Origin of the sequence: Pseudomonas inefficax, from assembly GCF_032164165.1 — a bacterium.
Classification (GTDB): Bacteria; Pseudomonadota; Gammaproteobacteria; order Pseudomonadales; family Pseudomonadaceae; genus Aquipseudomonas; species Aquipseudomonas inefficax.
In genome coordinates, this window is sequence record NZ_CP134401.1 from 854,328 (window position 1) to 879,098 (window position 24,771).

General features: G+C 62.9%; 16 protein-coding genes. 7 read left to right on the forward strand and 9 right to left on the reverse strand.

The window, feature by feature from the left end; all coding sequences use genetic code 11:
- Positions 1-113: 113 nt before the first annotated feature.
- From fliD to RIN61_RS03855, 4 genes are all read right to left on the reverse strand, one after another.
- Positions 114-1,532, reverse strand: coding sequence for a flagellar filament capping protein FliD (gene fliD, locus RIN61_RS03840; protein WP_112253095.1), 1,419 nt, complete (start codon positions 1,530-1,532; stop codon positions 114-116).
- A gap of 78 nt (positions 1,533-1,610) precedes the next feature.
- The gene (locus tag RIN61_RS03845; RefSeq protein WP_112253096.1) at positions 1,611-1,970 is read right to left on the reverse strand and encodes a flagellar protein FlaG; all 360 of its coding nucleotides are present in this window, start codon (positions 1,968-1,970) and stop codon (positions 1,611-1,613) included.
- A 69-nt stretch (positions 1,971-2,039) separates the two neighbouring features.
- On the reverse strand, positions 2,040-2,888 hold the full coding sequence (locus RIN61_RS03850; RefSeq protein ID WP_112253097.1) for a flagellin domain-containing protein: 849 nt from the start codon (positions 2,886-2,888) through the stop codon (positions 2,040-2,042).
- Positions 2,889-3,134: 246 nt separating this feature from the next.
- A complete protein-coding gene (locus tag RIN61_RS03855; protein ID WP_252379369.1) occupies positions 3,135-4,070 on the reverse strand; it encodes a ketoacyl-ACP synthase III in 936 nt (311 codons plus the stop codon).
- A 307-nt stretch (positions 4,071-4,377) separates the two neighbouring features.
- On the opposite strand from RIN61_RS03855, the gene vioA reads away from it, so the two are divergent.
- From vioA to RIN61_RS03890, 7 genes are all read left to right on the forward strand, one after another.
- Positions 4,378-5,496, forward strand: a complete 1,119-nt coding sequence (gene vioA / locus RIN61_RS03860; protein WP_112253099.1) for a dTDP-4-amino-4,6-dideoxy-D-glucose aminotransferase VioA — start codon at positions 4,378-4,380, stop codon at positions 5,494-5,496.
- A 69-nt stretch (positions 5,497-5,565) separates the two neighbouring features.
- The gene (locus RIN61_RS03865) at positions 5,566-6,768 is read left to right on the forward strand and encodes an ATP-grasp domain-containing protein (protein WP_252379368.1); all 1,203 of its coding nucleotides are present in this window, start codon (positions 5,566-5,568) and stop codon (positions 6,766-6,768) included.
- Positions 6,765-7,526 carry a TylF/MycF/NovP-related O-methyltransferase gene (locus RIN61_RS03870; protein ID WP_112253101.1) on the forward strand — a complete coding sequence of 254 codons (762 nt, stop codon included), beginning with the start codon at positions 6,765-6,767 and terminating at the stop codon, positions 7,524-7,526. The genes RIN61_RS03865 and RIN61_RS03870 overlap by 4 nt, the downstream gene beginning before the upstream one ends.
- A complete protein-coding gene (locus RIN61_RS03875) occupies positions 7,519-8,223 on the forward strand; it encodes a class I SAM-dependent methyltransferase (RefSeq protein WP_112253102.1) in 705 nt (234 codons plus the stop codon). The genes RIN61_RS03870 and RIN61_RS03875 overlap by 8 nt, the downstream gene beginning before the upstream one ends.
- The gene (locus RIN61_RS03880) at positions 8,223-8,957 is read left to right on the forward strand and encodes a WbqC family protein (protein WP_313855865.1); all 735 of its coding nucleotides are present in this window, start codon (positions 8,223-8,225) and stop codon (positions 8,955-8,957) included. Before RIN61_RS03875 ends, RIN61_RS03880 begins: the two co-directional genes overlap by 1 nt.
- A complete protein-coding gene (locus RIN61_RS03885; RefSeq protein WP_112253103.1) occupies positions 8,950-9,930 on the forward strand; it encodes a hypothetical protein in 981 nt (326 codons plus the stop codon). Before RIN61_RS03880 ends, RIN61_RS03885 begins: the two co-directional genes overlap by 8 nt.
- Before the next feature lie 68 nt (positions 9,931-9,998).
- Positions 9,999-13,481 (forward strand): glycosyltransferase, encoded by a 3,483-nt coding sequence (locus tag RIN61_RS03890; protein WP_112253104.1) that lies wholly within the window; start codon positions 9,999-10,001, stop codon positions 13,479-13,481.
- Between the two features lie 68 nt (positions 13,482-13,549).
- On the opposite strand, the gene RIN61_RS03895 is transcribed toward RIN61_RS03890, so the two are convergent.
- From RIN61_RS03895 to flgJ, 5 genes are all read right to left on the reverse strand, one after another.
- Complete coding sequence (locus RIN61_RS03895; RefSeq protein ID WP_313855868.1) at positions 13,550-16,267, reverse strand: glycosyltransferase; 2,718 nt, start codon at positions 16,265-16,267, stop codon at positions 13,550-13,552.
- A 53-nt stretch (positions 16,268-16,320) separates the two neighbouring features.
- Entirely contained in the window at positions 16,321-19,890 is a 3,570-nt protein-coding gene (locus RIN61_RS03900; protein ID WP_313855871.1) for a glycosyltransferase, read from the reverse strand.
- 76 nt (positions 19,891-19,966) lie between these two features.
- Entirely contained in the window at positions 19,967-21,550 is a 1,584-nt protein-coding gene (locus tag RIN61_RS03905; protein ID WP_313855874.1) for a flagellar hook-associated protein 3, read from the reverse strand.
- A 13-nt stretch (positions 21,551-21,563) separates the two neighbouring features.
- Positions 21,564-23,594 (reverse strand): flagellar hook-associated protein FlgK, encoded by a 2,031-nt coding sequence (gene flgK, locus RIN61_RS03910; RefSeq protein ID WP_112253108.1) that lies wholly within the window; start codon positions 23,592-23,594, stop codon positions 21,564-21,566.
- 12 nt (positions 23,595-23,606) lie between these two features.
- Positions 23,607-24,761, reverse strand: coding sequence for a flagellar assembly peptidoglycan hydrolase FlgJ (gene flgJ, locus RIN61_RS03915; RefSeq protein ID WP_313855876.1), 1,155 nt, complete (start codon positions 24,759-24,761; stop codon positions 23,607-23,609).
- Positions 24,762-24,771 lie beyond the last annotated feature (10 nt).

Sequence of the window (24,771 nt, forward strand, 5' to 3'; positions counted from 1 at the left end):
TAAAAAGTTGCTTGTACCTGCTGTATCGCCTGTACGTCAAAGAACTTTAGGGGAAAAGCAAAAAGCCCGGGGCGTCTCGCGGACGCCGCCGGGCTTTTGGCATGTTCAGCCGATCAGGACTTCTTGGCCTGGGCGTTGATCGCTTCGAAGATCGAGGTGATCTGGTCGGCCTGGGCTTTCATCTTGCCCAGGGCGGTGTCCAGGGCCACGTACTTCTTGGTCAGCGACTCGGTCAGGGACTCGGTGCGGCGGTCCAGGGCTGCCTGCTGGTTGGCCAGTTCCGAGACCGCCTTGTCGAGGTTCGACTTGCGTGTTGCAAGGCTGCCATCGGTCTTGTTGTAAGGATCGATGGCCTTGTTCATGCGCTCGAAGATACCGTCGGTGCCGGTGAACAGCTCCTGCACTTCCGGGCCGAGCTTCTTGTCGTTCATCGCCGAGGTGAACTTGGTGCTGTTGAATTCGAGCGTGCCGTCTTTCTGGGTGTTGATGCCCAACTGGCTCAGCGTGGTCAGCTGATCGCCCGCCCCCACCTCACTCAGCACCTTGCGCACATCCCCCAGCAGAGAGCGGGTGGTCGGGTCGTTGGTGAGCGGGCCGAGCACCAGCTTGTCATTGTCATCACGGCTGGTCGACGTCAGCGACGTGATCGCCTTCTGCAGCGTGTTGTAGGCATCGACGAAGCTCTGCACCGACTTCTTCAGGCCCTCGTTGTCCGCTGCCACGGTGACCGCGGTCGGCGTACCAACGAGAGTACCGCTGGCCTTGGCGCTGACCCCGGTCAGCTCGAGGGTCATGCCGCTGATGGCGCTGTCGAGGGTATTGGAGGCGCTCTTGACCTTCAGCCCGTCGATGGTCAGCTCGGCATCCTGAGCCTTGGCAGAGATGAAGCCGGCGCCGGTGCCGGACATCTGCGTGGTGCCATCGATCGTCAGCTCGGGGATGCCGCTAAGGGAAATGTCGCTGCCGGCACCGGTGGTGGTCGAGCTGAGCACCAGGCGCGAGCCGCCTTCCTCGTTGATGATGTTGGCGGAAATACCGTTGGCGCTCATTTCCTTGTTGATCTGGTCGCGCACGCTCTGCAGCGTGGCGCCGCTGGCTACGTCCAGATCATAGGTCTTGCCGCCCTGGCTGATGGTCAGCTTGCCAGCCGTGATCGCACTACTGGCGCCACCAGCGAACTGCTGGCTGGCCACTTTCGAGCTGGTGGCCAGCTTGTCCACCACGATATCGTAGCTGCCCGCCACGGCCGTGTTGCTGGACTTGATCTTGACCACCGACTCGTTGGCCGAGGTCGCTGCATAGGCGTTGAACGACGGCGCATCCTTGTTGTTGAGCGCCTTCATGGCGTCCTGGAATGCCGTGAGGGCACTGCGCAGCGAGCCGATACCCGAAATCATCGCAGTGTTGTTGCTGGTTTGCCGAGTGATCTGCGCCTGCTTGGCGGATGTATCGGCCTTGACCAACGCGGTCACGATCTCGGTAATGTTGAGACCAGAACCCAGGCCTGTACTGGAAGTAATCGGGCTTGCCATGCTGTAGTCCCTCTCATCAACGCGTCAACCCGCTCCTGCGGGACAGACATGCATCACTTCATTGGTGTTCGCCGCCAATCATACCTTGGCGTCGAACAGAACACTTTTGACATCGCTCAGGCTGTGAGCGATCCGCAGGGCCTCTTCCGAGGGCAACTGGCGAATCAGTTCACCACTGTCGGTCGCGATGACTTTGACCACGATCTTGCCGGATTCTTCATCCGTGGAAAATTCCAGATTGCGCTGCGATGCCTTCAGGAACTTTTCGATCTCCGAAACGGCATGTTTGACCTTGTCGGCATCCTGCTCCGCCTTGGGGTCTTTCTTGTCGTCTTCGGGCTTTACGTTTTCCGTCGACCGGACTACCGGTTTTTCGGCAACCTGCTCGGCCGGACGTGCGGCCGGATAAGACAGGTTCAGCTTGACGCTCATGTCCATGCCCACCACCTCGCAATGAAAAGGCGGGGAAGTGCCTTACCAGCACTTCCCCGCCAGCAACCAGGCAGATTAGCCCAGCAGCTTCAGTACTGCCGATGGCAGCTGGTTGGCCTGGGCCAGAACCGAGGTGGAAGCTTGCTGCAGGGTCTGCTGCTTGGTCAGCTGAGCAGTTTCAGCAGCGAAGTCGGTGTCCTGTACGCGGCCACGAGCAGCTTCGGCGTTTTCGTTGATGTTTTGCAGGTTGTTGATGGTGCTGGTCAGACGGTTCTGCGCGGCACCCAGGTCAGCACGGTTGCTGTTGATGGTTTGCAGAGCGGCGTCAATGGCCGAAACAGCAGCGCTGAAGTTGGCTTCGGCGGTAGTGGTGTCGGAACCCTGGATGTTGATCGAGGAAGTAACGCCCAGGTCCGAAGCGGTGAACTTGGCGCTCAGGTCGATGGTGATCTGGTTGGCGGCACCGGTGTTGGAACCGACCTGGAAGGTCATGACCGAAGCCGAACCGTCCAGCAGGTTCTTGCCGTTCAGCTGGGTGCTGTTGGCAATACGGGTCAGTTCCGAAGCCATCGACTGGAATTCTTTGTCCAGAGCGACGCGGTCGTTGGTGCTGTTCGAGTCGTTTCGGGACTGAACGGCCAGTTCACGCATACGCTGCAGGATGTTGGTCTGCTCTTGCATCGCGCCTTCAGCGGTCTGGGCGATGGAGATACCGTCGTTGGCGTTTTTGATAGCCATGGTCTGACCACGGATCTGCGAGGTCATGCGGGTAGCGATCTGCAGGCCGGCGGCGTCGTCTTTGGCGCTGTTGATTTTCAGGCCGGAGGACAGACGGGTCATCGAGGTGCTCAGTGCATCGGAAGCACGGTTCAGGTTTTTCTGAACGCCCAGAGAGGTGGTGTTGGTGTTAACAGTCAAAGCCATGACGAATTCCTCGTTGGATTGGGTACTACGGCTTCCGGCCTTGGCAATTCGCCGGGTGTGGCACAGAGAACCTTCGTAATCTTTATCGTCGTCAGGGCAGTTTGCTTTAGGGCGATTTCTCACTTTTTTTACTGGCATCCGGCCACCCCAATGAAATCAAGGGTTTGACGCCAGAAAACCAACATTGGAAACGAAAGAAGCGCAGCCTTGGACGGGCTGCGCTTCTTTAGACAGTACGGCACTCGGTCAGCCGTTGCGCTCGATGATCGCCGAGCCCCACGACAGGCCTACGCCGAAGCCACTGAGTGCTACGCGCTTGTGCGGCGAGTTGAGCACGTGCTTTTCCAGCAGCAACGGAATGCTCGACGACACGGTATTGCCGGTTTCGACCATGTCCTTGACGAACTTCTGCTTGTGCGCGCCCTCATCGAAACGCGCGGACACGGCATCGACGATCGCCGCGCTACCCTGGTGCAGGCAGTACAGGTCGATGTCCTCGGCGCGCAACTGGCTGGCCTCGAGCAACTGCTGCAAGTGCGCAGGCACTTTGACCAGGGCGAAGTTGTAGACCTGGCGGCCGTTCATGAAGAACTTGCCGTCGGTGGTACGCAGGTGCTCGGCGCCTGCACCATCACTGCCGAACAGCGACTTGCCGAGTTGCCAGGCAGCATCTTCGCCCATCCAGGTCGCGGTGGCGGCATCGCCGAACAGCATGGTGGTGTTGCGGTCCTCTGGGTCGACGATCTTCGAGTAGGGGTCGGCGGTAATCAACAGGCCATTCTTCAGGCCCGCTGCCTCCATGAAGCCCTTCATCGCATACAACCCATATACGTAGCCGGAGCAGCCCAGGGAAACATCGAACGCCGCGACATGCGTCGACAGCCCCAGCTTGTGCTGGACGATCGCCGCCGTGTGCGGCAGGCCTTCGGCATCGCCGTTCTGAGTGACCACGATCAGCGCATCGATGGATGCAGGGTCAAGCGAGGGATTGGCAGCGAACAGCGTCCTGGCCGCCTCGACACACAGGTCGGAGGTTTCCTGGGTCGTATCCTTGCGCGGCAGGAAGGTCGAACCGATCTTGCCGAAGATGAAATCCTGATCCTTGCCGAATTTCGCACCCTGCGCGTAGTTATCCACGCCTTCTACAGGTACGTAACTGGCGATGCTTTTGATGCCAATCATTGTGGCTTCCCGATGGAAATGGCAAAAATTCGCAGGTGCCGCGACCGTGAATGCAAAAGTTGCATTCCTCGCCGACGGGACTACCCACAGACTCAATAGATTAAAGATGCACGTTTCGACTGCCAAGTCACGACTATACCGACAATCCGCCAAATGCTGATGGCGAACTGTTGGCCAGTTTCTTGCTAATCGACCTGTATCAATGCCTTCGCTGTCGTTTAACTGACGCGGCAGCGGTTCGATCGACGCTATCGGATATCCGCCGTCAAGCGGGGCAGCCCCATTGTCAGCGCGAGCACCGTCTCATATGGCCAAGCCTATCACCGTCACCAGCCCCCTGATGCCGCCCCTGGAGTCCTTTCTGCCTTATCTGGAGCAGATCTGGGAAAGCCGGTTTCTGACCAACTGCGGTCAGTTTCACCAGCAACTGGAGCAAGCGCTGGCTGAGCACCTTGGGGTCAAGTACATCTCGCTGTTTTCCAACGGCACGCTGGCGCTGGTCACCGCGCTGCAGGCATTGCGCATAACCGGCGAAGTAATCACCACGCCGTACTCGTTCGTCGCCACCGCCCATTCGCTGCTGTGGAACAGCCTGAAACCGGTGTTCGTCGATATCGACCCGCACAGCAACAACCTCGACCCGCAACGCATCGTAGAAGCCATCACGCCGGCGACCACCGCAATCATGCCGGTGCATTGCTATGGCATCCCCTGCGATGTGGATGGCATCCAGGCGGTGGCCGATACCTATGGCCTGAAGGTCATCTACGACGCGGCCCATTCGTTTGGCGTGCGCCTCGGCGGGCAGAGCCTGCTCAACCATGGCGACGTTTCGGTCCTGAGTTTCCACGCCACCAAGGTCTTCAACACGTTCGAGGGCGGTGCGATCGTCTGCCAGGACGAGAAGACCAAGCGGCGCATCGATTACTTGAAGAATTTCGGTTTCGCCGACGAAGTCACGGTCATAGCACCGGGCATCAACGGCAAGATGAATGAACTGCAGGCAGCCTTCGGCTTGCTGCAACTACGCCATATAGATGATGCGCTGGCCCGGCGCCGTACGATCTACGAACGCTACTGCGATCGCCTGGCAGCGGTGCCAGGCATCAGCCTGATGAGCCCGCCGGCCAATGTCGAATGGAACTACGCCTACTGCCCGATCATGGTCGATGGTGAGCGCTTCGGTATCAGCCGTGACGAACTGTACGAGCGCTTCCGCGCCGTCGACATTCTGGTCCGTCGCTACTTCTACCCGCTGATCTGCGAGTTCCCCATGTACCGCGGGCTGGAAAGCGCCAACCTGGACAAGCTGCGCATTGCCCAGCAAGTCTCGCGTCAGGTGCTGTGCCTGCCGATCTACCCCGACCTGGACGTCGCGACCCAGGATCGCATCCTGTCCATCATCATCGAAGGACAAGGTGCCTGAGCAATGGCCGTCAATGTATTGGTATTTCCCTGCGGTTCGGAAAATGCTTCAGAGATACACCAGGCACTGATGCACTCCATTCATGTCAGGTTGTTTGGCGCCTCCAGCGTCGACGACCATGGTCGCCAGCTTTTCGACAGCTACAACGGCAACCTGCCACGCATCGATGACGAGCGCTTCGATCAGGCATTTGCCGCCCTGCTGGATGACTGGCAGATCGACCTGGTGTTCGCCACGCACGACACCGTCCAGGCCTACCTCAGCGAACGCGTCGAGCGCTTCGGCGTGGCACTGGTCAATGGCGACCCGGAAACCTGCGCGCTAGCCCGGCGCAAGTCATCGACTTACGCAGCGTTCGCCGACCAGCCTTGGGTATCTGCGGTCTACGCAAGCCCGGAAGAGGTTGAGCAGTGGCCGGCAGTGGTAAAGCCGGACCTCGGCCAGGGCGGCCAGGGATTCGAGCGGGTAGCCGACGCGCAAGAAGCACGCGCGGCACTCGAGCGAACTCACCTGCCGTTGCTGGTCGAATACCTTCCCGGCGAAGAAATCACGGTTGACTGCTTCAGCGACTTCCAGCACGAACTGCGTTGGGTGGGGCCGCGCAACCGCGAACGGGTGCGTGCCGGTATTTCCATGCGCAGCACCTTCCCTGCCCCCGACCCGGCCATAGAGGCCATCGCGGCAACGCTGAACAAGCGCCTGCGCTTTCGCGGCCCGTGGTTTTTCCAACTCAAGCGCGACCGCCAGCAACGCTGGAAGCTGCTGGAAATCAGTTGCCGGGTGGCAGGATCGATGGTGGCCCAGCGTGCCCTCGGCGTGAACCTGCCATTGATGGCTATCCATGACCACTTGCAACGCCGCGTCACGCCCTTGCCGCAAACTGCGGTCAACCTGATCGAACGGCGCATCCTCACCGTCGCGCAACTGGACTGGGCCTTCGACACGGTCTACATCGACTTCGACGAAACTGTCATCCGCGACGGCCGCGCCATACCTTCGACGCTGCACTTCCTCTATCGCATGCAGTGCAAGGGCAAGCGCCTGGTCCTGCTCACCCGCCACGCGAGCGACCCACGCGACACCCTGCGCAAGGCGCGCATTGCCGTCGAACTGTTCGACGAGATCATTCATATCACTGACGGTCGAGCGAAATCCGAATTCGTTCGCGGCCATTCGATCTTCATTGACAACCATTTCCCCGAGCGCCTGGATGTCGCCACCCATTGCGCCATACCCGTCTTCGATGTTGATGCTCTGGAGTTTCTTTCGTGAAAACCGTCAAGTCCGACCATAACCGCCGCCTGGTCATGCGCCACCTGCGAGACACCTGGATCGAGCCGCTGGACAAGGATTTCCCGCATTCGGCACTCATTTCCCGGGCCACCTATTCGCCCTGGTATGCCGATGCCGCGTTCATGCAGGTGTTCGAACGCATCCAGGGCATGACCTTGGTCGACATCTACCGTTGCCACGAGCTGTGGGACCTGCTTCGGCAAACCGCCAACGTTGCCGGCGACGTCATCGAAGTCGGTGTATGGAAAGGCGGCACCGGGCTGCTCGCCGCCAAGCGCCTGGAACAACTTGCTGGCAACAAGCATCTGCTGCTCTGCGACACCTTCTGCGGCGTAGTGAAAGCCGGCGCCAATGACACCCTTTACCAGGGCGGCGAGCACGCCGACACCAGCCTCGAGGGTGTCGCCGCACTGCTCGAAGGTGAACAGCTGAAGGACCGCGTTACCCTGCTGCAAGGGATCTTCCCGGAGCAGACCGGCAGCGAAGCCGAGGGGCGTCGCTTCTCGTTCTGCCATATCGATGTGGACACCTATCAATCGGCCAAGGACATCGTCGAATGGGTCACACCGCGCCTGAACCGGCACGGCGTCATCGTCTTCGACGACTACGGGTTCTGGGGCTGCGAAGGCGTGGCCAGGCTGGTGGAAGACCTGGCTGACCACCCGGAGTACTTCCTGCTGCGCAACCTCAATGGCCACGCCGTCATGCTCAAGCTGACCGAGGCGAGCCATGTTTGAGTTGCTGGATGCCGAACGCTTCCCGGCCCATTACCAGACCCTCGAAACCCGCAAAGTGAAACAACTGTTCGAGCACTGGAAAGCTGGCAGCGCAGCACCTGTTTCGGTCCTGGACTACGGCATGGGCCATGGCAAGTACTTGCGCATGTTCCGTGAACTGGGGTTGCAAGCCACCGGCGTGGATATCAATCCGCAATACATCGAACAAGCCAAAGCCGCCGGCTTCGAAGCCTTGCACGAGGCCGAACTGGAAGCGCTGGGCAAGCGTTTCGACGTCATTTTCCTCAGCCACCTGATCGAGCACCTGGACCCCAACCAACTGCTGCACCTGCTCGACCGCCTGATCGCCCTGCTCGCGCCGCAGGGCCGGCTGGTCATGATCAGCCCGGTCCTGGGCGAGCGCTTCTTCCACGATTTCTCTCACGTGCGCCCCTATTACCCACAAAGCATCCGGCATGCGTTCGGCCAGTCCAGTTCGCCGCTGTCGTTCGGCGCGCATGAGCGCATCGTGCTCAAGGATATCCACTTCTTCCGCGACCCTTGGCGCACACGGTTGTGGCGTTCCTTCTATATACAGGACACCCCGATCTCCCCGTTCACCCGTGCACTGAACAAAGGCTTCGACCTCGCCTGGCGGCTTTCCGATGGCCAATTGGGGGCTACCAGTTCCTGGCTGGGGGTTTACCACACGTGCTGATGACCGCCTCTCGCACGGGCCAGCCGCAAGGCAAGCGGGTCGTGCTCATGCAGCCCTACTTCCTGCCTTATCTGGGCTACTACCAGCTGCTGGGTGCGGCGGACCTGTTCATCAGCTACGACACCGCCCAGTTCATCAAGAACGGCTGGATCGAGCGCAACCGCTACCTGCTCGATGGCGAGCCGAAGTGGTTCGGCATCGCCCTGGAGAAAAGCAGCCACACGCTGCCCATTCATGACAAACGGATCAGCCAGGGCTTTCACTACCCGCAGGTGCTTGAAAAGCTCAAGCACGCCTACCGCAAAGCTCCGTATGTGCAGCAGGTGCTGCCGTGGCTGGCGCAATTGCTGGAGCAGCCGGCATCCAGCATCGCCGACCTCAACCTCAGGGTTCTGCGGGCAAGCTGTGCGTTGATCGGGCTCGACACCCCGATCATCGCTGCCAGCGCCCTTGCCCCTGGGGCAGGCGTCAGTGGCCAGGCAAGAGTGCTTGAGCTGATGGCTGCCACCGGCGCGACCCACTACCTGAACCCGGCCGCAGGCGCTTTTTTGTACGAGGCCAGAGAATTCGCCAAGGCCGGTATCAAGCTGGAACTGCTGCACGCCGAGCTCTCGCCCTACCCTCAGCAAGGGCAAGATTTCGTACCAGGTCTGTCACTGCTCGATGCCCTGATGTTCAACCCGCCCGAAGTGGTCGGCGAGTGGGCCAGACACGGGAGGGTGATACATGCCTGACGCTATTGGTGGCTACTTCGAGCTGGAATTGCGCCAGGGCTACAGCCTGTATCCGCAGGCATTGGCCTTCAACTCCGCACGCTCCGCGCTCAAGGCCCTGCTGGGCAACATCGGTACGCGGTGCCTGCACGTGCCTCATTACATTTGCCATGCAGTACCTGACGCCGCCCACGCCGTTGGTGTGGACGTAGCTCGTTATGCAATTAACCTGCAGCTGGAACTGGAACACCTGCCGACACTGCAACCTGGCGAGCTGTTGCTGTACGTGAACTACTTCGGCCTGAAGGACCGCTACATCAGCGATGTGCTGGCACCGCACTACCGCGACCAACTAGTGGTCGACAACTCGCAAGGGTTGTTCAGCACGCCGCTACCCGGCATCAAGACTCTTTACTCACCGCGCAAGTTCGTCGGTGTGGCCGACGGCGGTTGGCTGGCCAACGCCCCGCCCGGCGACTGGCAGTTACCGCAGAGCCAGTCGATGGCGCATTTCGCTGCCCTGCTGGGGCGGCTCGAAGGCGCGCCTGAACAGCATTACGCGGCGTTCCAGAAGGTTGAAACGGAGCTTGATCGCGCCCCGGCCGCCGCCATGTCGAACAGCACGCGGCGGGTGCTCGACAGCCTGGATTATCCCTCGATCAGCGCGCGCCGCATGGCCAACCTGGCCGTGCTGGGGCAGTTGCTGGGCGCGCGCAACCTGCTGCATATCCTGCCCGACACGCCGACCGCAGCGCTCTGCTACCCGTTGCTCCTGGGTACCCCCGAGCAGGCCCAGGCCATCCGCCAACGCCTGCTGGCCGAGAGAATTTTCATCCCCTGCTACTGGCAGGAAGTGATCGGCGAGCCGCACAGCCCGAACGTAGAAAGGCAACTGGCGAGCTGCCTGCTGCCACTGCCGATCGACCAACGCTACGACGCAACGCACATGGAACGGCTCGCCGATCGGGTGAGCACTTTCCTGGCCACAACCTGAAGGCCTGACCATTCACCTTGCACGGCGCCGAGTACCACACGCAGGCGGGCCGCACCCGGGAAATACACATGAAGATGTCATCGCTGCATGGAAAGACCAGCAATCCTTACTACCTCTATGCGCCCGATTACCGCGACACCTCGTCAGGTGTATGCGTCATGCACTACCTCTGCCATGCCCTCAACATCAGCGGCCAGGAAGCCTATGTCATCGGCTGCAAGGTAACCAACCCGAACCTGCGCACCCCGGTGCTGACGGACGCCGTCATCCAGTTGCACAAGACCACGGGAGCAGCGCCGATCGCGGTGTACCCGGAAGTGCTCAGCGGCAACCCGTTGAACTGCCCGGTCGTGGTCCGTTACATGCTCAACCGCGACGGCTTCATCAGCGGCCTGCAGCTGGCGGCGCAAGAAAGTGACCTGTTCTTCTACTACGCCCACGACTTCGGCGAAGGCAAGCGCCAGAAAGATATGCTCACGCTGCCGATGATCGATTCCAGGCTGTTTGCCCCACGCCCGGAGCCAGTGGTTCGACGCGGCAATTACCTTTACCTGCATCGCTTCGACGCCAACCAGGTGGACTACAACCTGCTGCCGCCCGATATCCAGGTGCTGAGCCTGAGCAATCCACGCACGCTGCCGCAGCTGGCCGAACTGTTCCAGACCGCAGAAGCGCTGTACTCCTACGAGATTTCGGCAACCTGCACCATGGCGATGCTGTGCGGCTGCCCGGTGGTCTACCTGAGTGGCGGGCACGTGAAGACCCTGCCGTTTACCGAGCACATCGGCGATGCCGGTTCCGCCATGTTCGAAGAGCCGGGCGGCCTCGAACGGGCGCGGCAATCGGTAGGGCTGGCCCGTCAACGCATCCTGCACATGGAAGATGAATTCTGGCCGCAGCTGGCGTATTTCATCGAACGCACTCAGCGCAGCGCCGCCGACCATGTCGATGCCAATCGACATCCCGGTGTGCGCGACTGGCTGTTGAACCGCATGTTGACCCCGGTGCAGCAGGCCTTGACCGATGAGCGGCGCATGGCACTGCGCAACCAGACCCGCCTGAGCATCGTGGTCAACGACCACGAAGGCGATGCGCAGGCCTTGGCCTTCACCCTTGAAAGCCTGCAGCTGTGGGGGGCGAACAGCCCGCTCGGGCTTCGTACCTACGTCGTCAGCCAACAGCCGCCGCAGGCCAATCTGCCGAACAACGTGCACTGGCTGAACGCCACGCCTGGCGCAGCGATACTTAACCAGGTCACCCACCAGGACGACGGCGACTGGTTGCTGCTGCTTGCTGCTGGTGACGAAATCCTGCCCAGCGGCAGCCTGATGGTCGACCTCGAGCTCCCGGGCGCCAACGCCTGCCGAATGCTCTACTGCGACGAGTATTACCGCGCCACACAAGGCTCGAGCCCGATCTTCCGTCCCGACATGAACCTCGACTACGTGTTGTCGCTGCCGGTGATAATGGGGCGTCACTGGTTGCTGCGTCGTGAGCTGGTGCTGGCTGCCGGCGGTTTCGACCAGCAATGCCAGGGGGCACTCGAGCTGGACATGATCTTGCGCCTGATCGAAGCGGATGGCCTCGATGGCATCGGCCATCTGGACGAGCCGCTGGTGATCTGCAACAGCCCGGATATGGCCAGCAACCCCGACGAACTGGCCACCATCGAACGCCATCTGTCAGTGCGTGGCTATACCCACGCACAGGTACGTGAGGAGCCGGCCCGGCATTATCAGATCGACTATGGCCACCAACAGCAGCCTTCTGTATCCATCGTAATTCCCGTGCACAATCAGTTGGAACTGATACAGCGCTGTGTCGAGAGCGTGTTGGCCAAAACCAGCTATACGTTCTTCGAATTGCTGCTGGTCGACCACGCCAGCAGCGACCCGGCCTTGCTGGAGTGGCTGGAACAACTGGTAGTCGCCGGCGAAGGCATGATCAAAGTGCTGCGCGACGACCGCCCATTGAACCTGAGTGCCCTGTATAACCAGGCGGCCGCTCAGGCTGTCGGCGACTTCCTCGTGCTGCTCGACAACGACACCGTGATTTTCCAGGAGGATTGGCTCCAGCGTCTGCTCAACCACGCCCAGCGACCTGAGGTAGGTGTGGTAGGTGCAAAGCAACTGGATATCAACGGCAGCATCGCCCACGCTGGCTGGGTGCTGGGCCTCAATGGCACAGCAGCGAGCCCGGCTGTCGGGTTGCCAAACAGCGAAGCCGGTTACCTGCAATGCTTGCGCGTGGACCGTGACGTCAGCGCCATTAGCGGCGCCTGCCTGATGATCCGCCGTGAGCTGTACCTGGGGCTGGGCGGGCTGGATGAAGAGGCATTCGCGTTGCGCCACGCCGACATCGACCTGTGCCTGCGCGTGTCTGCCGAGGGCCTGCTGAACGTCTGGACCGCTCATGCGCTTGTGGCCAACGAGCATGGCAAAGGCTGGGGCACGGTAATGCGTGCTGCGGCCCAGCAGCAACGCGCCCGTCAGGATGAGCAGAACCTCTACAGCAAATGGCTCAACGCCCTGACCCGCGACCCCGCCTACAACAAGAACCTTTCGCTGCGCGGCCGCGGTCATGAGCTGCCAGCCCTGCACGGCCTGACCTGGCGCCCGTTGAACTGGCGCCCGCTGCCGGTGGTGCTGGTCCATCCTGATCGGGAACACGCCGAGCGCTGCACGGCGCCCTTCCAGCAGCTGCTGGAACACGCACAGGTGGACGGCTACTCGAGCAACGCCATGCTCACGCCGGTGGAGCTCAATCGCTTGCAACCCGATGTGATCATTTTCCAGCACATCGCCGACCCGCTGCGCATTCAGGTCATGGCACAGCATTATCAGCTCAGCCAAGCCTTCAAGGTACTCGAGGTAGTTGGCCTGCCCGTTGGCGATCGGGCTTGGGGGCTGCTGCATGAGGCCCTCGCGTGCGTCGACCGGGTGGTTGTCGCCAGCGCAGAGTTGGCCGCATCGCTGGACGGGCTGCATGGCGACATCCGCGTCAGGGAATCCCGGCTGGGCACGAACTGGCAGGCACTGCCGACAGCCGCCACGGCGAACACCAAACCGCGCATCGGCTGCCAGCTGAGTGTCGAGACCCTGCCGATCATCGATCCGCTGCTGCGCGCGCGTGCCGATCAGGCTGACTGGGTGTTGTGGGGAGAGGTACCGGCACACCTTGCGGCGCTGGCCACGGAAGTCTACTGCCGTGACCTCGGCTCAACGCCCGAGGTGCTTTCGGGTCTGGGCCTGGACATTGCGCTGCATCCGGTAAGCATGGCGGGGAACACCGGCGACTGCCTTGCGCCAATGCGCTATGCCGCATGCGGTTATGCCGTCATCAGCAATGACCGCCAGGCACGCTTCGCAGAATGGCCGATGATGCTGGTCGACGACACGCCCGCCCAGTGGCTGAAGGTTCTGGACAACTGTCTCGCCTCTGCCGATAGCGTGTGCATGCACGGTCAACAGCTGCGCAGCAAGGCAGAGGCCTCCGGTTTCATTGATGCCGAGTACCGCGAAACTTGCCTCGCTGCCTGGACACCTGCTTGAGCCGTGTGTAAAGGGAACGCAGCCACTCCCCGGCGTAACGCCGGGGAATGGCTGCCATTCTCGCGCACCTAAGCGCGCGACGGGCTCAAGGCATCACTCGCCCACTGCCCACTGAAAGCAGACGGCCAACGCGCCTGCAGCGCTTCGCAGGCTGCCTGGTCGGCCACCTGCGGTGCGTCGTCGAACAGCTGCGCCACGGGCGTCCAGGCCACCAACAGTCCCGCCGCCGCTGCCGCCAGGCAGACATCCAGGTCAAACGCCGGCAACGGCTGCAGGCCACCGCAATGGTCGAACAGATCACGGCGCAGCAACATGCAGTCGGCAGTGACCGCTGCGCAGTTGCGCACCGACGCTGGCCAGCGCGCCTTGCTGCAGTCCGCCAGCGACAGGCCCTGCCACGGCCGATGCAGCATCGGCCCCTGCAACAGGTCGAAGCCGGCGTGCACGACCGCGCCGTCGCGCGCCAGCAGGCGGGCACCAACGACCCCGACTTCGGGCCTGAGGCCCTCGTTGAGCAAGCCTTCGATCCAGGCGGGTGAAATCACTTCGCAGTGCTCGGCGAGCAGCAGCAGGTATTCACCGGCGGCCTGTTCCGCCGCCAGGTTGAGCAGCGCCTCGCGCCCGCTCGCCGCGCCCGCCAGCAGCACCACCCGCTGGCCGAACCCTTGCAACGCGGCGGCAGTGGCTTCGGCCTGTTCGGCATTGCAGGCCACCCGCAGCTCGTAGCGTGGGTAGCGGGTGCGCTGCAGGACGCTGGTCAGGCAGGCCTGCAGACGCTGCAGGTCACCTTCGGCAGCCACCAGGATGCTCACCAGCGGGGTGGCCGAATGGCGGAAATCCACCACCAGGCCAGCCTCGCCCTGATCGTGCACCTCACCACGGTAACCCAACAGCGTCAGGTGCCGCTTGAGCGTCTGTACGGCGTCGGCCTGCAGCGCTGGCGTCGCCTGGTTGCCCACCACCAGGTATTCGTCCATGTGCGCCAGGCCACCCTGCCCATGCTGCTCCACCAGACGCAACAGCAAGTCGAACTCCAGCGCATGGCGGCAGGTTTCGCTGAAACCGCCCAGTTCCACCACGGTTTGCCGGCGCAGACACCAGTGCCGCGACATCAACCCTGGCTGCGCACGCAGCAGATCGAGGTTGCTGCCTGGGCGAACCACGCCATGCAGACGGCCCTCGCTGTCACGCTGCACCTCGTTGGCACACACCGCCTGGCAGCCGGAAGCCTCGGCCAGCTCCTGCTGCAGGCGCAGCAAGCCACCGCTGACCAGGGTATCGCCCGCCTCCAGCAACATCAGCCAGTCGCTGCTCAGTTGGCGTACTTGCTGGTTGAGGTGGGTGACCCAGTTGCTTTCGTTGACCTGCACGAAATGCAGGGTATCGCGTGCGGTGGTGATCGCCGGCGGCTTGCCGCCCTTGAGCACGACCAGCTTGAGCTGCCGCAACCCGCTGGCCAGCAGGCTGTCGAAGGTAGCCTGCAGGGCCAGGTCGTCGTCGGCCAGGTCAGTCACCACGAAGGTGACCGGCGCGCCCGGGCGCTTGTTCAGCGGCGCCAGCAGGCGCTGTTGCGTGGCCTTGTCCGGTGTGGCAGCGGCCAGCGCTTCGAGCACCTGCCCGGAAACCGTGCCGCGCAACCAGCCGTCGCCATCGATACCGGGTACCGCCTCCAGGCGCGCGAGCCAGTCGCCTAGCTCGCGGGCGCGCTCGCCATCGTCCTTGCCGGTCAGAGTCGGCACCAGGCGTCGGCAGACTTCCAGGTTGAACAGGCCCAATGCCAACGCCTTCCAGTAACGCTGTTGCAAGGTGGCGGCCGTGTCGTTGGGGTGCACCTGCAGCAACTCGCGCTGGCGTACCCAGGTGCCCTCCAACGCCTGGCGATGGGCTTGCCCGGTTGGCCAGGCATGGCAGAGGAATTCCAGTGCGGTAAGGCACTCGAACAGCGCACCGTTGTAGTAAGGCAATTCGACATACTGGCGCGGCTCGAAGATACGCTCTGGCTCACCGATCACCGTGCCCCACGGTGAGGTGAACAGCAGCGGCGCTTCGCCCTGGTCGTAGGTCGCGCGCACGAAACGGTTGAGCACGGCAAAACCGGCATCGTCATTAGCCAGTTCGCCATTCCATTCGCGCAACAGGCGCACGCTACGAGTCAACTGCTCATCGCGGGCCACGACGCTCAGCGTGCTCGGCGCGTATTCACAGACCACATCGGTCTGCGCCAACTGCGCGATGTCGCCGCTGGCGACCAAGGCATAAGACAGGGCCACGCGCCAGGCAGCGAAGTCCAGCTCGCCCGGCAAGGTGTCGAGCAGCGCCTGCAGCGCCCCGACCCGCAGCACCGCGCGCCAGGCCGGCTGCCCGGCCATGGCGTACTGGCGCAGGCGTGCGCGTGCACTGCTATCGGCTGCGGCCTCGAAGGCCGAGCCGATCTTGTAGTAGGCCATCTGCGCGTTACCCGGCGCATAGGCCAGCGCATAGCCTTGGGCACCCTGAACCTCGGGCTGCGCATGCAGGCAAGCGGCGGCCTGCTGCAGGGCCGAGGGCAACACGAAATCGGCATCCAGGGCCAAGGTCACGAACGGCGTGGCGACCTGTTGCAAGGCGGCCGCCAGGCGCGCGCTGCACTGTTCACCCGAGGTGCCCGCCTGCAGCGGTTCCAGGGCCAGGCAGGGGATGCCAGCCTGGCGATAGTAATAGTCAGCACGGGCACGATGATCGGGCTGTTCATGCCCAAGCAGGACGACGGTCACTGGGTTGTGCGACCCGATTGCGGTTTCGGCCATAGGGCACCTGTTCATGTTGTTGGTCTGGTGCCCGCCAGGGCAGGCGCCAGGTTTCAGTCCGCCAGCCAGGCGTTGGCCCACTGTTGCAGGTGGTGCGGCATCAGCACGTAGTCACGCAGTACCGCTTCGCGCAGGGCGTCGCCCTGGCGGTAGCTGGCCTCGGGGTCGGCCAGGTGCATGCGGATCGCCTCCAGCCACTGTTCGGAGGTGTTGTCGCGCACCCGCGTGCACGGCAGATAGCCGTCATAGGCCTTGGTATCGGTGCAGATCACCGGGAAGCCGCAGGCGCCGTACTCGAGCAGGCGCAAGTTGCTCTTGCAGTCGTTGAACAGGTTCTGTTCCAGCGGTGCCAGGGCCAGGTCGAGGTTGAGGCTGGCCAGCTTCTGCGGGTACAACGCCAGGGGTACGCCTTTGTGGAATTCCTTCACATAGGGCCGCAAGGCATCCGGGCACATGCCGAAGAACACCCAGTCGACCTCGTCGGCCAGTTCCCGGATGACCTCCAGCAGCAGCTCCAGATCGCCCCTATGGCTGGTGCCCCCCGCCCAGCCCACGCGCGGCCGCGCACTGCTTTGCCGCTCGCTGGCAAGCCCGGCCCACAGCGTTGCGGCGAGCATGTTGGGGACCACGCGAATATCCTGGTGCATGCCCGACAAGGCGTCGGCCAGCGGCTGGGTCGACACCACCACCCGATCACACAGGGCGATACCCTGGGTGACCAGCTCGCGCATGTTGGCCGGCATGTTCCGCGCATGGGCGTTCTTTTTCGGCACATCGATGATGTAATCGTCGATTTCGTAGATGCGCCGGGCGTTCGACAGGCGCTTGAAGCGCGTCATTTCCTCGATCGAGTTGATCGTATAGCGGCACTGCAAGATCATCACATCGGGCTGCTCCCGCTCGATCTCGATCATCTCGGGGGTGCTGAAATCGAGCCGCCCCTGGATCCAGCCAGCGCGCTCCAGCTCGGTAAACGGCTGCGCCACCCGGTAGTGCCCGACCGCCGAGGTATTGATCGGCAGCGCCAGCACTGACGGCAGTACCCGGCTGATGAACGGGTCCCAACCACGACGCTGGCCGGCATCGAGGTTGAAACTGGCCATTTTCAGGCTCAGGTTGCGGTTGTAGGCCGGGTCGCGGGCCACCTTGGCCAACCAGCGTTCATGGAAGATGTCCTTGTCCAGCAGCTTGCGCTGGCTGTCGGCCGGCACATCGCGGGGCGACGCGAAGCGGACCAGTACCGCATGCGGTGTCCACACCGCCAGGTAGCCTTGTTCGCGGATGCGCAGGCACAGGTCGGCGTCCTGCAGGCCGCCTTGAAGCCCCTGCACATCGAAACCGCCCAGCGTGGCGAACAGCTCGCGGCGCACCAGCAGGCAATCCAGGCTCAGCGCACTCCAGTTCTGCACTGCATTGAGCCGCAGCATGTAGCCGCCGCTGTCCGCCGGCATGCCGACGAACGGGCTGTTGACGCCGCCATGCAGCCCCAGCACCAGCCCGGCGGCAAAGATCTCGCCGCTTTGGGTACACAGCTTGGGCGCGACCACGCCGACCTCGGGGCGCTGGGCCTGGGCCATCAACTGCTCCAGCCAGGGCTTGTCGAAGGCCACGCAGGCGCTTTCGAGCAGCAACAGGTAGTCGCCCCGAGCCGACTCGCTGGCCTGGTTCAGCTGTGCCACCTGGCTGCCGCCGGCAACCTCGACCACGCGCAGCTGATCGCTGCCCAGGCCCTGCATGGCCTGCAGCCATTGGCGCAGGTCGCTCGAGGTATCTGGCGAGGCGATCAGCAGTACCTCGAAATGGCCATAGCGGGTGTGTTCGAACAGCGACTCAACGCAACGCATGGCCGCGCCCAGGTCGTCACCGAGCGTGACCAGGATCGAAACCATGGCTTGCAGCGGGTGCTGGTACAGCACCCGGCACAGTGACAGGCCTTCGGCACCGAGCACCTCGGCATCGACCCCCAGGCGCTGCAGATGGGCCCGCACCACCCGCGGCGCCTGTTGTACACAGCGTGGGTCATGCAGCCACTGGCCGAAGTCCCATTGGCAGTGCACCAGCAGTTCATCGATGTGTTCGATGGCCTGCAGGCCCCGGCTTTCGGCCAGGCGCCAGAGCGCGTCGTGAGGCGCGAGCGTGTCGAAGTCCGGGTCGAAACCGCCGACCTCGCGCAGTGCCGCACAATTGAATGCCAGTACGCGCCCGACATAGGGCAGGCTGCGCATCAGGTCGAGGTTGAAGTCTGGCTTGAAGATCGGCGTGGTCGGGCGCAGGGTGTCATGGCTGCCTTCGTCGACATAGATACAGGCCCGTTCGCGCAGGGCCATCCGCTCGCCCATGATCGCCAGCGCATGGGGCACCAGGCGGTCGCCAGCGCGCAGCAGCAAGACCCAGTCGACATCATTGGCACGCGCCAGACGCGCCTGCACCTGGGCCAGGCCATTGCCCTGCACGAGCATGCGCTCGACCCCGACAGCGTCAGCCAGCTCCAGCACCGCAGGTGCCAGCAGCCAGGTGCTGGCAGCGCCATAGGACTGCGCGGCGAGGCTGTCGAGGGTGGCACGCAAGGCCAACTCCTCTCCCACCTCGGCCCAGATCACCGGGATGATGCGCGGTTGCCGGCCCCAGCCTTCGAAGCGCTTGGGCAACGCCTTGAGCTGCGCCGCCGACAGATCCCGGCACTCCAGCCACTGGGCATACACCTCGTCGAACGACAGGCAGTCAGTGCCGACCTGCTGCGCCTGGCGCGCCTGCTGGGCGCCGTATAGCCGGTTGAGTTCGTACTCGTCCCACTGCGCATCCTGCCCGCCTTGGTAACGCTCAAGCGGCAGATACCGCACCCAGCCACTGGCCGGCGCGGGCTCGCTGCTGCGCGCGGCCAGCATCGCCTTGATCCAGTCGGTTTCCACGGGGAACGCCATGGTCATGCTCGCCTGGTGGCTCAGGCGCCCGGGGTGCAGGCGTTCCATGCTAAGAAAGCGTGACAGGTGGCCAAGGTTGCCGCGGCGCATCAGGCAGATGTACAGCGCCATGTCCAGGCGCGCGACAAAGCCGCCCTCCTGCACCAGCGCCGGCAGAAACTCGGCCACCCAATCACGGCGCAGCAAGGCATGGCTCAGCCCGCCGAACAGGTTGGGCGCATTGGTTTCCAGGGCCTCGAGCAGGTCACTGCCCTTGACCACCGCATCTTCCGGGCACATCACCGCATTGAGCATGCGCGGCGGCAACAAGGCGTCATCGGCGGCGCACAGCATGCGCTGGCAGATGGTCATGCTGACATCGGCATGCTGCTGCATGACCTCTGCCTGTAGGCTGACACAGTCGGGGAACAGGCGGTCGTCGTCACACAAAAACTTGATCAACGGCCCCTGGGCATGCTCCAGGCACGCCAACAGGTTGCCAGCAAATCCCAGGGTTTGCGGGTTGCGCACGTAGCGCACCGGCTTGCCGGTCTCGCTCGTCACCTCGTCGACGATGCGCTGGATCTCCGCTCCCCGGCTGTCGTCGCACACCAGCACGTCCAGCGCCGGGTAATCCTGGTTGAGCGCGCTGAGCAAGGTGGCGCGGAAAAACTCGGGGTTGAAGGCGGGGATGGCGATGCTGACGAGGGTCTGTTGATTCACGGCGAAGACCTTGAAGAGATGGCGTGGCCAGCACCGAACGGGCTGGCACACGCCGGGTGACGCGAGAGGGGTGAAATCAGATGTAGTTGACCAACGACAAGCTGGCGACCTTGGCATAGGCCTGCAGCGAGGCCTGCAGCATGTTGGTCTGCATCTGCAGGCGCAGCATCACTTCAGCCGGGTCGCTTTCACGGATCGAGCTCTGGGTCTTGGTGTTCTCGGTGCTCAGCGCCTCGTTGGTTTCGGCCTGCACATCCAGCGCCTGACCACGGCCGCCGATCGCACTGACCGACGATGACACCTGGTTAGTGGCGCTGGCGATGTTGCCCACGGCCGAGTCCAGCGCGGCAAGAAAGTTCTGCCGGGCCACGGGGTCGTTGTCCACCGGGCTGGTCAGGGCGGTACGCAGCTTGCCGATGGTGTCGAGGACGTTCTGGGTCTGGTGGGTATCGACCTTGACCGCAAACGAGTCCCCTGCATTCGGTGCGCCAGACAGCTCGAAGCTGACCCCTGCCGCGGTGGCGGTGGTGCCGCCCGGCCCGCCCAGTGCACCTGATGCCACCGGACGGCTGTCGGCGGTGATCGGCGCAGCGTACAGTTCGAAGGTGCTGGTGCCGGTGAATTTCAGCACCGCACCACCGGCCGGGAAGGCTGCCTTGTAGGCCGCCGGGTCGGTAATGGTCGCACCAGTCACCTGCTCGGACGAGGTGTTGCCCGGGCTGCGGGTGCCGGACACCTCGTCGGCCTTGGAACTGAGGCTGAAGGTATGCCCTGCGATCGCTGCATCTTCGTTGCCCTTGTCCCCATCCTTGAAGGTGATGTCCAGGCGCAGATCGACACCGCGGAAGCTGATGCTGGTGTTGTCACCATTGGGGTCGAACTTGCCGCCCTGGCTGGCCTCGAGGGTGACGTCGTTGCCAGCGGCATCGGTGATCTTGTATTCGGTGCTGCTGAGGAATTCGATGCTGTACGGCTCGCCGCTGCGGAAGCGATCGTTGTACAGGCTGTTGCCGGAGACTTGGCCGTTGGACAGGCTGACACGGCCATCATCGGTGGCCGGCGCGGTCAGGCTGGTCTGGCTGCGGCTGGTGTTCAGCGCCTGCTCGAAGGCATCGTAGCCGGTCTCGTTGGCGGCCAGGCTGAGCATGTCACCCACCTGCAGGTTGAGCTTGCCCTGGTCGCCCTGGTAGCTGTAGGTGCCATCGGCATTGCGCGCATAAGGCGGGGTATCGCCCTTGGAACCGGAGAAAATGTACTTGCCGTTCTCGTCCTTGCTGTTCATCAACGAGAACAGCTGGTCTTCCAGCGACGCCAGTTCATCGGCATTGGCCTTGCGATCGGCATCGGTCATCGAGCCGTTGCCGGAGCTCACCGCCAGCTCGTTGACCCGCTGCAGGATGGCACCGATGGAGTTCAGGGTACTCTCGGCAGTGCCCAGGGCGTTGCGCACATTGACGATGTTGCCGCTGTACTGCTTGAGCATGTTCTGCTGCTGCTCCAGCTGCAGCAGGCGAGCCGCCCCCACCGGGTCGTCCTTGCCAGAGCGCACGCGAATGCCATCACTGGCCTCCTGCTGAGTCTTCACCGTCTTGGCAAAGTTGCTCTGATAGTTGGCGCTGTTGGTGTTGTAGAACTGCGAAGTAGAGATGCGTACGCTCACGATCTACGGCTCCTTAAAGACTGTTGATCAGGGTGGCGAAGGTTTCCTGGGCCGCCTTGATGATCTGCGACGACGCGGTGTAGTACTGCTGGAACTTGATCAGGTTGCCGGTCTCTTCATCGATCGACACGCCCGACAGGCCATTGCGGCTGTCCAGTGCAGAGGTATGCAACGCCGTGGTGGCATCACTGTCCATCTGTGCCTGCCCGGCCTTGCCGCCAACGTTGGAGACCAGCTTGGCATAGGCATCGGTCAAGCTGATGCCCTTGCCGTCGGCACCCACCTCGACCGTGGACTTGGTCTGCAGGTCGATCACCGACTGGGCGTTGCGGTTGTCCGCCGAGCCTGCGCCGGCCAGCGCCACGGTATAGCTGTCGCCATTTTTCGGCGCGCCGGAAACGCTCATCTCGAAGGTGAAGTTGCCACCCAGTGGATTACCGCTGCCATCGACCATCGGCACCGACAGTTGCAGCTTGTTTTCCTGGCCCGGCACGATGGTGCCACTGCCGATTTCGGTACCCTTGGCGTCGTACATCTTGTAGGCCTGTGGCGAGCTGGTGTCGTCGCCGAACACCAGCTTGACCGGGGTCGAATACTTCAGGCCCGTCTGCAGTTGCGAACGCTGGGCGGCATCGTAGATGTCCATTTCCGAGGTCAGCGTCGGCTGGGTGATCACCCCGGTGCCCTTGTTGCCCGAACCACTGGTGGCGGTCAGCGGCGAAGCCAAGGCCAGGCGCTTTGGGTCGGTCAGAACAGTGTCGATACCTGCAGCCGCATTGCGGGTGGGGGTGATCTTGAAGCTGTCGCCAGCACTCAGGCCACCGCCATTGAGCGACAGGGTGAACCCGTCGATCACCGGCGGCGGCGTGTCGCTGAGGTCGAAACTGCCCATGTCGGTGCCTTCAGGCAGCTTGCGCACGCTGTAGCCAGTGGCGCTGGTGAAGGTCACCTGGTAGTCGCTGGTGCTCAGCTTGCCGGAGTCCTTGATGGTCACATCGAGGTTGCCAGAGCCGGCGCTGTTGCCGGTCTTGGCGATACTGCGCTGGCTGATGGCCGCGGCGCTATTGATGTCACCGAACAGGGTGGCACCGAACTCACCGTTCTTGTCGATGCCTTGGGCCAGCTGGCTGTTGATCGCATCCGCCACCACCAGGGCCACGCGGCCGAGCTCGTTGAGCGCGGGGTCGAGGGTTTCCTTGCGGTAACGGATCAAGCCGCCCAGCTCGCCACCGCTGGCGCTGCTGGTGATATCCATCTTGGTCGAGCCGCGATTGAGGATCAGGCTCATGCGGGTCGGGTCGGTAGCGCTCGGCTCCACCCCCAGGGTCTGGGTGGTCTTGCCCAGCACCAGGGCCTGGCCGTTCTTCAGGTAGATGTCGTAGTTGCCTTCACGCTCCACCACATCGGTGCCGATCAGCTTGCTCAGCTCACGCACTGCACCATCGCGCTGGTCGAGCAGGTCATTGGGCTGGCCGGAGATGGAGCTGACGCGGGAAATCTGGTCGTTGAGCTCAGCGATGGTCTTGGTCAGGTTGTTCACCTGATCAGCCATCGACGCCATGTTGGCGTTGATGTCGCTGTTCTGCTGGTTGAGCTGCGCCGACAAGGTGTTGAAGCGCTTGGCCAGGGACTGCGCGCTGGTCAGCAGCAGTTGCCGCGAGGCGTCTTCGGTCGGCTTGGCCGCAGCATCCTGCATGGCGCTGAAGAAGCTTTTCAGCGCAGCAGTGATACCGGTGTCGCTGCTCGACAGGGCGGTATCCAGCGGCGTGATCTGGTTCAGGTACGAGCTGGCATCGCTGCTCAGCGAGGTAGTGCTGCGCAGCTGGTTCTCGAGGAACGCGTTGTACACCCGGCGCACGTCGGCCAGGGTGGTACCGCTGCCGATGAACACCTGGCCGACTTGCTGCCCGCCCTTGGTCTTCTGCACGTTCTGCTGGCGCGAGTAGCTTTCGACATCAGCGTTGGCGATGTTGTTGCCGAGGGTGTACATCCCCGATTGCGCGGCGCCAAGCCCCGACATACCAATGTTGATCAGACTCGCCATGGTTCCATGCCCTTAAAGTTTCGTTGCGGTATCGAGCATTGCGTAGTGCTCGTACGACTTCATCTGTCTTGCGATCTGCGAGATCTTGCTGGCGTAATTCGGGTCGGTGGCGTACCCGGCCTTTTGCAACTCTTGCACGAACTGTTCCGGTTTATCGGCGGCCTTCACCGCATCTTGATAGCGCGAATTGTTCTGTAACAGGCTGACCAGGTCGTGGAAGCTGTCCTGGTAGGAATCGTAGGAGCGGAACGCCGCCGTCTCCTTGACGAACTGGCCGTCACGGAACTCGCTGGTGATCGCCCGCGCCTCGCCGCCTTCCCAGTTACCGGTCGCCTTGATGCCGAACAGGTTGTGGCTGCTGCTGCCATCGGTGTTGCGCATGACCGACTTGCCCCAACCGGTTTCCAGGGCGGCCTGCGCCACCAGGTAGCGTGGGTCGATACCAATGCGCTTCGCCGCCTGCTCGGCCATCGGCAACATGGTGGCGACGAACTCGTCGCTGTCGGCAAAGGCTTTTTTCGGTGCCAACGGTGGCTGGGCCACGGCGCGCCCGAGGATGCGCAGACCGTTGTCCGGCACGGCGAAGGCCTTGGCCACTTGCTGGCCGTCACGGGCTGGCACGGCTGCGGTATTGGTGCTGGTCGCCGACGGCACGATACCGGCCACCAGGCGGTCGGTGAGCTTGCTTGGCAGCGCCAGGCGGCGCGAATTGAGCGCGGCGACGTCGTTGCGGGCGGTGGTCGACTGCGCGGCATGCACTGGCTCGGCCACCTTGTTGCCCCACAGCGTCGGGGCATGGCCCTCGGTACGCGGAAACGGGCTGGTGTTGGCCGGCGCGCTCTTGTGCTTCGACAGCTGGCGAACCAGCACATCCTGCAGGCCGATACCACCGCCCTCGCGGGACATGCTCACGGCCAGCTGCTGGTCGTACATGTCGCGGTACTGTTTCACCGTTTCGGTGTTCATCGGGTTGTCGGCGGCCAGCACGTCACTGGCCTTGCGCGAGGCCTTGAGCATTTCGCTGATGAACAGCGATTCGAACTCCTGGGCTACCTTGCGTACGTTGGCGTCGCTGTCGCGGTCGCCATGCTTGAGCGAGCTCAGGCGATTGAGGTCGGTGTAGGCACCGCTGTCGGCGCTGCCAGAAACCAGGCTCTTGCTGTTCATCCGCGCCGTC